This is a genomic window from Advenella sp. (genome assembly GCF_052108595.1).
GTDB lineage: Bacteria > Pseudomonadota > Gammaproteobacteria > Burkholderiales > Burkholderiaceae_B > Advenella.
Window position 1 is genome coordinate 1 of the sequence record NZ_JBQEAU010000131.1, and the last position, 11420, is coordinate 11420.

At 56.2% G+C, this 11420-nt stretch carries 8 protein-coding genes and 1 pseudogene; 7 read left to right on the plus strand and 2 right to left on the minus strand.

What is annotated here, in order from left to right; translation table 11 throughout:
• Positions 1-731, plus strand: a 731-nt coding sequence (locus ACTIKR_RS18205) for an AAA family ATPase (RefSeq protein WP_442328602.1), incomplete at its 5' end; no start/stop codon positions are given.
• Positions 732-853: 122 nt separating this feature from the next.
• Here the strand turns inward: ACTIKR_RS18205 and ACTIKR_RS18210 are convergent.
• Both ACTIKR_RS18210 and ACTIKR_RS18215 read right to left on the minus strand, forming a co-directional pair.
• On the minus strand, positions 854-1930 hold the full coding sequence (locus tag ACTIKR_RS18210) for an FHA domain-containing protein (protein WP_442328603.1): 1077 nt from the start codon (positions 1928-1930) through the stop codon (positions 854-856).
• 58 nt (positions 1931-1988) lie between these two features.
• Positions 1989-2456 carry a TssQ family T6SS-associated lipoprotein gene (locus tag ACTIKR_RS18215; RefSeq protein ID WP_442328604.1) on the minus strand — a complete coding sequence of 156 codons (468 nt, stop codon included), beginning with the start codon at positions 2454-2456 and terminating at the stop codon, positions 1989-1991.
• Positions 2457-3002: 546 nt separating this feature from the next.
• Here ACTIKR_RS18215 and tssJ point away from each other — a divergent pair.
• From tssJ to ACTIKR_RS18245, 6 genes and pseudogenes are all read left to right on the plus strand, one after another.
• On the plus strand, positions 3003-3530 hold the full coding sequence (tssJ, locus tag ACTIKR_RS18220) for a type VI secretion system lipoprotein TssJ (RefSeq protein ID WP_442328605.1): 528 nt from the start codon (positions 3003-3005) through the stop codon (positions 3528-3530).
• A gap of 20 nt (positions 3531-3550) precedes the next feature.
• Positions 3551-4894: a type VI secretion system baseplate subunit TssK gene (tssK, locus tag ACTIKR_RS18225; protein ID WP_193088379.1), complete on the plus strand. Its 1344-nt coding sequence runs from the start codon at positions 3551-3553 to the stop codon at positions 4892-4894.
• A 2-nt stretch (positions 4895-4896) separates the two neighbouring features.
• Complete coding sequence (locus ACTIKR_RS18230) at positions 4897-6210, plus strand: DotU family type VI secretion system protein (RefSeq protein WP_193088378.1); 1314 nt, start codon at positions 4897-4899, stop codon at positions 6208-6210.
• Entirely contained in the window at positions 6207-9818 is a 3612-nt protein-coding gene (gene tssM, locus ACTIKR_RS18235) for a type VI secretion system membrane subunit TssM (protein WP_193088377.1), read from the plus strand. Before ACTIKR_RS18230 ends, tssM begins: the two co-directional genes overlap by 4 nt.
• A 2-nt stretch (positions 9819-9820) precedes the next feature.
• The gene (gene tagF, locus ACTIKR_RS18240) at positions 9821-10564 is read left to right on the plus strand and encodes a type VI secretion system-associated protein TagF (protein ID WP_193088376.1); all 744 of its coding nucleotides are present in this window, start codon (positions 9821-9823) and stop codon (positions 10562-10564) included.
• A 49-nt stretch (positions 10565-10613) separates the two neighbouring features.
• A pseudogene (locus ACTIKR_RS18245) lies at positions 10614-11420 on the plus strand (hypothetical protein); the annotation flags it as partial.

Genomic DNA, 11420 nt, shown 5'->3' on the forward strand with positions numbered 1-11420 from the left:
TTTATGGCGGCGAGCAGAATCTGATCTCCATTAATATGAGCGAGTTCCAGGAAGCGCATACCGTTTCCACACTTAAGGGAGCGCCGCCCGGATATGTTGGTTATGGCGAAGGTGGCGTGTTGACTGAAGCCGTGCGGCGACGCCCCTACAGCGTGGTTCTGCTCGATGAAGTCGAGAAGGCGCACGCCGATGTGCATGAGATTTTCTTTCAGGTATTCGACAAAGGCTGGATGGAAGACGGTGAAGGCCGCTATATCGACTTTAAAAATACCGTGATTATTCTTACCTCCAATGTAGGTACGGATCGCATCGTGGATCTGTGCAAGGATCCTGATTTGATGCCCGATGCCGAAGGACTGACCGGCGCCTTGCGCGAGCCCTTGCTGGGTGTGTTTCCTGCTGCGCTACTGGGTCGACTGGTGGTGGTGCCTTATTTGCCGCTGTCCGATGAGATGCTAGGCAGTATCGTGCGCCTGCAACTGGGCCGCATCAAGGTGCGTCTGCAGCAAAATCACAATATTGATTTTGACGTAACCGACGCTGCTGTCTCGCAGATCGTCGGACGCTGTACCGAAGTGGAGTCCGGCGGGCGGATGGTGGATGCGATTCTGACCAATACGGTATTGCCTAATGTGAGTCAGGAAATTCTTATGAGCACGATCGAAGGCCGCAGTCTCGCCCGGTTGTCCCTGGATGCGCAGGACGGCGAGTTTGTATATCAATACAGCTGAAAGCCAATCGTGTTGCAATGAAGATTGAAGAAATGCCCGCTAATTTGTCAGCGGGCATTTTTTTCAGAGGATTGGATTCAGGACGGTTGCGCCTCTGCCGATAGTCTGCCTTGCCAGGCGCTTTATTTTTTGCCAGAGTCTTTGTCTTTGTATCCCGAATGCGCCGCGCGTTGCAGCGTCTCAAGAATATTGTCCTGCTTGTGGCTGTCCAGGGCGGTATCTTTGTTCAGTGTCGTCGGGCTGTCGTCGCTGAATATGGTGTGGCGATCTTTGTCCGCACCATCGCTAGGCAATGCATCCAGTGGGTCGCCATCGATCGATGGATGATGCATGCCTTCCGGCTTGAGCAGTTCTACGGGATTATGATGATTGCGATTGGTGGCCGATTCCATGTCAAATGGATGTCGTTCATCGGTAGCATTGCCGCCAACGGGCAGCACGCCAGGACCGCTGAGCAGATCCTTGAAAATATCGTCGGGGTTTTCTTCCGGCACAGGCGCTGCTGCAGGACTGTTGCCCGTATCGGCAGGCGACGCTGCAGGTGCATTTTCCGGCGACGCACGCGATCGTGTCGTGTTGTCTCCCAGGGGCGCGACTGTGGTGTTGGGCACGGGCGCTGGGGGCGGCATCCTGTTAATGGGCGTGCCAAGGGGGTGTTCTTCAGGATAGGAATCCGGCTGCGCTGCGTCAGCGGTATGTTCGGCAGGAGCCTGATAGGCCGGATGCCAGGTGGGCAGGTGCTCGTCACCGCCGGCAGTTGCAGTCGTCGAATCCGGGAAGGCGCGGGCAGTTGTCGTCGCGCCCGCAGCTGCCGTGCCGACAAACGCTGCAGTATCGTATGGGGTCGCGCTCAGGCCCGTGTCGTCAACGGCAGCGGGTCTGGAGGTTGCTGGTGGTCCGTCAACGACAATCAGATAATCGCCCACGGTAATCCGATCGCCGTTGCTTACGTTAGCTTCCTGGGACAGTCCGAGTGGTGTGTCGTTGACAGCAACGCGGCTCATGCTGCTCATATTGAGCACAGTGCCCGTGGCGCCGCCCTCTTGCATGCGGACAATCGCCTGCAGGGTGCTCAGCTCGCCCGATGGATCGGGCAGATTAATATCATTCTGTTGGCCACGGCCAATCGTGCCGCCGGGCGGCTGCAGCTGACATATAAACGTGGTGGCGTTGTGCAGATGTTGTACGGTCAGTTTCATGATAAGTTCTGCTCCTTGACCGGAGACGGTTGTGGCGTCCCCGTCGTGCCGCGCCAGCCTACTTTGTCAGAGGACGGATGGGCGTAATGCTGCCGCTGGCCTGTGTGCCCGGGCTTGCTGTTTTGCCGGGCTGATGCTGTTTCTGTATTCGCTCAAAAACCGGTCCCCAGGAGGGATGCGATTTTTCGGCGGGAAGCAATGCGAAATTGGGATCCAGTGTCAAAATTTGTTCAAAAGTGCTGGCACAACTGCGCTTGGCTTCAGTCAGGCACTCACTGAATGCCTTGTACTTGAGTGCAGTCGTGTGCAGCGGGACCGAGCCGGTGTTCAGTGTCGGGGTGTTCGTCACTTGCGTAATGACCGCCTCGTATTGTCCTGCCATAAAACTTTCGCGTATCGGCCGAATCTGTACTTCTTCGGACGAGGACAGCGCAGTTGGACCGGAGCTGCTCCACAGGGAGCATGCCGACATCAGGACACCAGCAGCAAGTACACCGGGCAGCAGAAATACACGTGAAGCGTTCATTTTTTTGAATTGAGACATGTTTGTGTAATAGAAATATTTAATAATGCTGTTTGACATAGCCTGTTAATGCAAATGAAATATACCGTTTTATTACGGCGGATGACAAATGCAATCACAAATGCAGATCAGTCACTGTACTGCCATTTCTGCGAAGGAAGTGTCCTTCATTGGAGTGTTTACGGCAACAGGACTGCGTACTAAATATATTAATACCTGTAGATGACAATAACATGTTAAATCGGCAGCGTCGTGCTTAAGAAACGTAAATTATGTAACAGATAGGTAACTTTGGAAAAATACTGTTTAATTTAACTACACCTTAGTTAATTTCAGTAAGAGTATAGGTTTTTGTGCTTGATGTTTTGGTCTGTCACAAACACAATTGAAACTGACGAATTTGCCGGGTGTGCAGGCGCGCTGGCAGACAGGACCTGGCGGGTGCAAACGCCCTTGCCGATGCGTCTGTACGGCGGCTATTGCGGCTATTGTATTTGTTACGCGGTAATGGTCAGACACTGGCACGCTATTTGAATGAGGACATGGCAAATGACATTTATTTATAACAAGATCATGAAGCTGGGAACGGTCGGCCTGATTGCTGCCGGTGTGCTGGCCGGATGCGCATCTACCGAATCTAAAATGGCAGTCCCTTATATCATAGAGTTAAAGGCGGACAGTCAGGTAAACCCTAACGCTTCGGGCAAACCTTCTCCGGTCAAGGTCACTGTCTATGAACTGAAGTCCACCAATGCCTTTGACACGGCAGACTATTTTGCCCTTATGAAGGACCCGCGCGCAGTACTTGGCGATCAGATGCTTGAAGTCAATTCCCGTATCATCAAGCCAGGCAGTACTGAGGAAATCAAGGCATCGGGAAGCACCCAGGCCAAGGCGCTGGGCATTGTTGCCTCGTACCGTGATCTGAACAACAGTCAGTGGCGCCTGGTAGTAGATCTGCCCGAAGCCGAGACGACCAATTTCTACAAATTCTGGCAGTTCTCTCCTGACGAAAAACGTATTCGCGTCGATGTGCAGAGAGCCGCTGTCAACGTCAACAAAACAGAACCAAAATAAATTAAATTGCAGATTGTTTTATGAGCATAAAAGATAAAGTAGTCTGGTCGGAGGGGATGTTTCTTCGCCCTCATCATTTTCAGCAGTTCGAACGATTTCTGGAACACAACCTGCGGGTACGCATTGAAAGTATCACAAGTGTGTTCTGGGGGTTTCAGGACCTGGATATTGACATTGATGCCCTGGCGCTGGGCAAGATTGCGCTGAAAAAGGCCACCGGCCTGTTTCCCGATGGCACGCCATTTAGCTTTGACGCCGAATCTGCGCCATTTGCCCTTGAGGTGCCTGCCGGCACCCTGGACAAACGGGTGTACCTGGCGATACCGCGAGTACGCGAAGGCGCTGAAGATGTTGTGTTCGAAGAGACGCCTGATTCCCTGGCGCGCTATAGCGTCATAGAAGACGAAGTTGTCGATACCTGTGAAGTGTCGCTGGGAACGGCGGTGGTCCAGGTCGGACGGTTGCGTTTTCGATTGATGCTTGAGTCCGATTTCGGCGACGAGTGGATCGGCATGCCGCTGGCCTGGATTACCGAACGCAGCGCCGACAACAAGGTCGTCCTTGACTTCACCTATATCGCACCGGTGCTGTCGAGCAATGTGAGTTTTGCCCTGACCAGCTTTATCCGCGAACTCTTCGGACTGCTCAATGCCCGCAGCGAACTGCTGGCGGCGCGTCTGAATCAGCCGGGGCGCGGCGGCGTTGCCGAAGTCTCGGAGTTCCTGATACTGGAAACCATCAATCGCTATCGTGGCGCCTTATGGCATATGATCACACTTGGCAATGTGCATCCGGAGCGCATTTTCCACGACTTTCTGATGCTGGCCAGCGATCTGGCGACCTTTACCGGCACGGGAAAGCGAATGGAAACATTCCCCGCTTATGTGCATGACAATTTGCGACTCAGCTTTGAGCCCTTGATGCAGGTGCTGCGCCGGGCGTTGACGACCATTCTGGAAGAGCAGGCCATTCGCATACCGCTGCACGACAAAGGGCAGGGACTGCGGGTGGGGCAGATTACCGACCCGCACCTGTTGCAGTCTGCCGAATTTATTATTGCCGTTCATGCCGATATGCCGGCCGAACTCACGCGAACCCGCTTTCCGGCACAGGTCAAATTGGGACCGGTCGAACGTATCCGCGATCTGGTGCATCTGCAGTTGCCGGGTGTTTCACTCAAGCCGGTCACCAATGTACCGCGTCAGCTGCCGTACAGTGCCGGGCATATTTATTTTTCTCTGGAAAAAACCGGCGATATGTGGACGCAACTGGAACGCACCGGCGCGCTGGCGCTGCATCTGGCCGGAGACTTTCCGGGGCTGACACTTGAGTTCTGGGCAGTCAGAGAGGATCGGGACAGATAAACATGGCAGAAAATTTCGCGGGGACGCCAATTGGTCCCTGGGCAAACTCCACCGCGGTGCCCGATGCAGGCAAATTGCGGCCCGATGACTATGTCATTAGCGGTTCCAATACACTGGTTGCCGCGGCCAATCCGCTGCTGGTACTGATTCCGCAAATTCGCAATACCCGCTCGCATCCGTCGCCCACCCAGTTGCGCGAACACCTGGTCGATGAAGTGCGCCAGTTTGAATTGCGCGCGCAGCATGCAGGCATACGCAACGAGACGATTCTTGGCGCGCGTTATTGTCTGTGCACGGCACTGGATGAAGCGGCGGCGCTTACGCCCTGGGGCGGCGGTGGGATGTGGTCGGCCAATAGCCTGCTGGTCACCTTCCATAACGAGACCTGGGGTGGCGAGAAGTTTTTCCAGTTGCTTGCCAAGCTGTCGCAGAACCCGGCGCAGCACATCGACCTGCTGGAGCTGCTTTACTATTGTCTGGTGCTGGGCTTCGAGGGCCGCTATCGGGTCGTGGACAACGGCCGCTCGCAACTGGAAACATTGCGCCAGCGCCTGTTGCTTATCTTGCGCAATGCGCGTGGCCAATATGCCGCCGCATTGTCTCCGCACTGGCAGGATGCGCCGATTTTAAACAAGGTGCGGCGTCTGCCGATTCCCTTGTGGGTATTTGCCGTGCTGGCCGTAGCGCTGGGTTTTCTGTCGTTTCTTGGCTTGCAGTGGAGTCTGGGAGATCGTTCGGACAAACTGTTTGCGGACGTCATTAAAATCAAACCGCCAACGGTGCAGATCAGCGCGCCGCAGGTCAAACGCGAACCAGTCAAAACCAACAGGATTGCGCCGTTTCTTGCACCTGAAATACGCGAAAATTTACTGACCGTTCGTGACGAAGCCGATCGCAGCGTGATTGTGCTGCGCGGCGACGGTCTGTTCGAGTCGGGTGCCGATGCCATCCGCTCCCAATATCTGCCGGTGCTCTCACGCGTGGCCGATGCGCTCAATTCAGTTCAGGGCAATATTCTGGTCACCGGATACAGTGATAATGTACCGATCAAGACCATTAAATATCCCTCCAACTGGGAACTGTCCCAGGCCCGTGCTGACGCCGTCAAAAAACTGCTGGATGAACGCCTGACCGATAAACTGCGGGTGCGTGCGGAGGGTCGCGGAGAGGCCGACCCGGTAGCGCCGAACGATACGGCGGAAAATCGGGCACGCAATCGACGCGTGGAGATTACCTTGCTTGTTTCGCCTGTTGCGCCGGGCTCGTCTGCCCCGGCTGACCCGTCTGCCATGCCCGAGCGGGGAGCGAACCGATGATCAGTCGCTTCTTCAGTTTTCTTTTCAGTCGTGGTCTGTGGGTTTTTCTCGGGCTGCTGGTCATATCGTTCCTGATCTGGACGGTGGGCCCGAGCCTGTCGGTCAATAACTGGTATTTGCTCGATTCCCGGGAGGTGCGTCTTTGGGTGATCGGCACCATTTGGGCCATCTGGCTACTGCGTATTATCTGGCGCAAGTGGCGTGAAGGGCGGCTTAATGCGCAACTGCTGGGCCAATTGCGCAAGCCCAAGCCCGAAGCCGAGCTCAAAGCGATGCCCGAAGCCGAGCGCGCCGAGATCAAGGTCCTGTCTGAGCGGTTCGACGAAGCCATTACGCTGCTGCGCAATTCGCGTTTTGAAGCCGGTGAGAACAAGTCGCCGCTGGCGCGCTTTTCCAAGCAGTATCTGTATCAATTGCCCTGGTACGTATTCATTGGCGCGCCGGGTTCGGGAAAAACAACCGCGCTGGTCAATTCGGGACTCAATTTTCCGTTGGCGGACCGCTTCGGCAAAGTGGCGCTCAAGGGCATCGGCGGTACCCGCAATTGTGATTGGTGGTTCACCGACGAGGCCGTGTTGCTGGATACGGCAGGTCGCTATACCACACACGAAAGCGATCCGACCGGCGATGAGCAGGAGTGGAAGGGGTTTCTGAACCTGCTGACCAAGTATCGTGGACGCCAGCCAATCAACGGCGTGATGCTCACGGTGAGCGTGGCCGATCTGCTGAGTGCGACCGACACGGAACGGGTGGCCCACGCCGCAGTGCTGCGTCGCCGTCTGCAGGAGCTGCGCGAAGAACTGGGTATTCATTTCCCGGTGTACGTGCTGGTGACCAAAACCGACTTGCTGTCCGGGTTCGAAGAGTATTTTGCGACCTTCAGTCGGCAGGAACTGGATCAGATCTGGGGCTTTACGATTCCGTACGAGCAGGCGCAAAAGCCAGACTTCAAGCTGATGACTGCTTATGACGCCGAGTACGAATTGCTGCAGAAACGGCTTTACGAAGCCCTGCCCGATGTGCTGGCTGCAGAGCAGGACGACACGCGACGCGCCTTGGCGTATCTGCTGCCGCAACAGTTTGCCGGCCTGCGCCAGGTGCTGGGGCATTTCCTGAGCGACGTATTTTCCAGTTCCAAGTTTGAATCGGTGGTGATTCCGCGAGGCATTTATTTCACCAGCGGTACGCAAGGCGGCCAGACCTTCGATCGGGTCACCGGCCAGCTCAAGAAATATCTGAAGATCGAGGGCATCCGGGACCAAGGCTCGGGCATTCCGCTGGAAACGGGGAAAAGCTACTTCCTGCATAATCTGCTCAAGGATGTGGTCTTTCCCGAGTCCATGCTGGCTGGCCTGAACCTGAAATGGGAACGCCGCTATCGTACGATCCAGTGGGGTGGTTATGTGCTGTTGACTGCCGTTCTTGCCGTTTGCCTGCTGGCGTGGCTCAATAGCTACCGGAACAATCGTAACTATCTTGAGCATGTCGGCGACAAGCTGCCTGGCTTTAATCAACTAAGCCGGGATATCAAGATTACCGAATCGGGCGATGTGCTGGGTCTGGTGCCGTTTATGAATGCGACGACCGACCTGCCCAATGGCAAAGACTTCCCGGTCGAAAGCCCGCCGGTCTGGAATACTTTCGGTCTTTATCAGGGTAGCAAGATCGCTGCGGCGGCCAATAGTATTTACGATGAGACGATCAAACAAGTCCTGTTGCCGCAAGTGTCGCGACGTATCGAAAATGCGCTGGAAAATGCCCCTCCCGACGATCTGGAATACTCGTACGAGGCCTTGCGTGCCTATCTCATGATGTACGATACCGAGCATTACGATCCGTCGTTTTTGCAGTCGTGGGTACTGTCCGATATGCAGAAAATTCTGCCCGCAGGCTACACCACGCAGGATTATGATCAGCTCAAGCTGCATATCAACCGGCTGTTCAACAACGGGGTGATGTCTTCACCGTTTCCCAGGAATGACGCGCTGATCGAGCGGGTGCGGGGCAATCTTGATCGCCATGCGCTGGCCGAACGGGTGTACAGCCGCATGCTGCGCCTGTTGTCCGGCCAGAGCCTGACACAAAGCACCTTTATCACACTGGGTGGCGCTGAAGCCTCTACGGTTTTTTTTCGCAAAAGCGGCAAGCCCCTCAATGAGGGGATCCCCGGGCTGTATACCTACAACGGCTACTGGAACGTCTTTAGCAAGAGCGTAGAGAATGTCGCCACGCAGTTGCGCGAAGACGACACATGGGTGCTTGAGATCAAGGCCGGCAGCTTTGCCGATGGCAGCAATCGCAAGCTGTTCGAAGATGTAAAAAAAAGATACTTTGACGACTATGTGCAGTACTGGGACAACTATCTGGCCGATGTGTCGGTGCGCAAACCGCAGACGATGCTACAGAGCATAGAAATCGCCCGCAGCCTGTCCTCGTCCAATTCACCACTGGTCAAGTTTGTCAAAGGGGTCGCCCTGGAGACCACGCTGCTGCGCGAGGACGAAGCGAATCAGCGCTCCCTGCTCGACCGGGCGCGGGAACGGGTGTCCGGTTCGACCCAGTCGCTCGAATCCATGTTCGGCGCAACTGGGATCGATAATCCGATACGCCGCGATGCAACCAAAGAGAAGCTGGAAAAAATTGTCGATAACCATTTTGTGCAGTATCGCGAACTGGCCCGCAGTGCAGGCCAGGGCGTGCCCCCGCCGATAGAGGGCACGACGGGGCTGCTCAATGAACTGTACACCTATCTGACCGCGGCCGATACCGCCTTGCGCAGCCAGAGTCCGCTGCCACCGGCAGATGTCTTGACCAAGCTGCAGGCCGAGGCGGGGCGGGTGCCCCCGGCAGTAGGCGGCGTGCTGACAGATCTGTCGGTCACCGCTTCACGGCAGGTGGCCGGGGTTCGTCAGGAAAAGGTGGGTGAGGACGTGAATGCCGTGCTTGGCAATTTCTGTCGGCGTTCGATTGCCGGCCGGTATCCGTTTGGCAATTCATCCAAGGATGTGGCGCCCAATGACTTTGCGCGTTTCTTTGGTCCCCAGCAGATGATGGACCAGTTCTTCCGTGAAAACCTGGCCAGCCTGGTCGATATGAGTGGCGGCAAATGGCGCTTCAAGCCCGGCATCGACGGCAGCAAGGGTGGCGTTGCAGGCTTTCTTGACTCCTTTGAAAAAGCATCGGTCATCCGCGATGTCTATTTTGCTGCCGGCAAATTGGAGCCGTCATTCAAGGTTGCGGTCCGTCCGATCGATATGGATCCGGAAATTACGCAGATGGTGATGGAAGTGGACGGGCAGACGCTGACCTACGCCCATGGCCCCCAAGTGGGCACGACCATGGAGTGGCCTGGTAAGCAGGGCAGTAACCAGGTCACGATCAGTCTGCAGCCGCAAATCGGCACCTCGGGCATTTCCGCATCAGGTCCCTGGGCGCTCAATCGCCTGCTGGACCGCGCCAGCCAGCGTCAGGGACGCTCACCGGAAGTGACGGTCGCCACCTTCAATATCGGTGGTCGTCGGGTGACCCTGGAATTTGCCGCCTATTCGGCCAAAAGTCCATTTCGCCTGAGCGATATGCGCAGTTTCAGATGTCCAGGGAAGGGTTAGACATGGGCGGAATCAGTATTGACCAACTTTCCGAATCGCTGGGCTGGTATGGAAAAATGCCCTCCAGTGGTGATTTTGTGCATCGACGGCTCGATCAGAGCCTGATCGGCTGGTGGCACCGTTGGCTCAGTTCGGGTCTTGTTGCCATGCATGAATCGGTGTTGCTGTCGGCCGAGCAGGAATATCTGAGTGCGCCCATCTGGAATTTCCTGATTCCCGCTTCGCTCGGGTGCGATATGGTGCAGATGGGATGTCTGGCGCCAAGCCGCGACCGGGTGGGACGCGCCTATCCATTGATGGCGGTTCTATATGTGCCGGCAACGCAGTACGAAGCGCAGCAGGTGTCGGGTTCGGGGCGGTTTTACGAGCAGCTGGGGCGCAGCCTGCTGGCTGCCGTCGGACATGGCTGCTCGGCCACGCAGTTCGAGCAGAATATCCAGGGGGCTCGCGGCACGTTGACGCAAATGCTGACACGCGCTTCTACGCAAATGATAGAAGACGATGGCAGCAGTGATATTCTGGATATTCTGAACGGCGGCCATGAAACTGCGCCGATTGAAAAGCTGGACCAGAACGACTCGCGCTGGCCGGAGCTGGCCCTATGCTTTAACAGCGATGCACATAACAGTTACTGGTGGACCAACCAGGCCAATGGTGCTGCGCAAAAGTCCATGGTGCATGGCGGCGCGTTGAATATTACACTGTTCAATTCGCTGTTTATCACGCACACCAATTTCAGATTGTAGCTATTTACCGATTAATGCATTTGACAAGCCTGGCATAGGAAACAACATTATGGCGACCTCGTTACAGGACCTTATAAGCAACGTCGACCCCTCATGGCAGCCGCTGGAAAAGACCGGATTGGGGACAGGATCTGCATCACAGGGACAGCTGGAAGATCTGGTGCTGGATTTGCTGCCACAACTGAAGGCACTACATGCACAGCAGCGTGCCTATGGTCTGTGGTCCATGCAAACCGTTTTTCTGGACCCGGTAGGCCGTGCCAAGCTACTGCCGGGTGTCGGCCAGCCTTTTGTCAAGCAAGGGACCCACGTTGTGCCGGGCACGGAAGCCTTTTCCGCCATCGAGTTGCAGACTGACGATGCGGCTTGGCGTATCGGCCCCTGGACCGACGTTTACGGCCTGGGCGCCCTGTTGCGGGCCATGATTTGCGGGCAGACGCCGCAAAGCCCGGTGCGTCGTTTTGTCAAGGATACGCAGGAACCGCTGGCGGCAGCGGCGCCTGCGGGCTATTCGCGCCAGTTTCTGCGCACGGTGGATTTGAGCACGGTGCTGCAGTCTGCCTTGCGTTTGCAATCGGTCGATGAACTATCGTCCATGATGGGATTGTCGGCCGCCACACCGGCTATGCCGGTGGCGCCTTCGACATCGGGCGGCATAGCGGTGCCCGGCGCGGTTGCAGGTGGTCTGGCCGCTCAGGGAATCCTGAGCCCCGCAGCAGGCAGCGGTAGGCGTGAGGACGAGGGAAGCGGGCAGCCACCAGCCGCGGAGCAGGAGTCGACACACCAGACTGAGCAGGCACGACAGGCTCAGGAAGAAGCCCTGCGTAATGCCCAGGAGGCTGAAGCAGCACAGGCT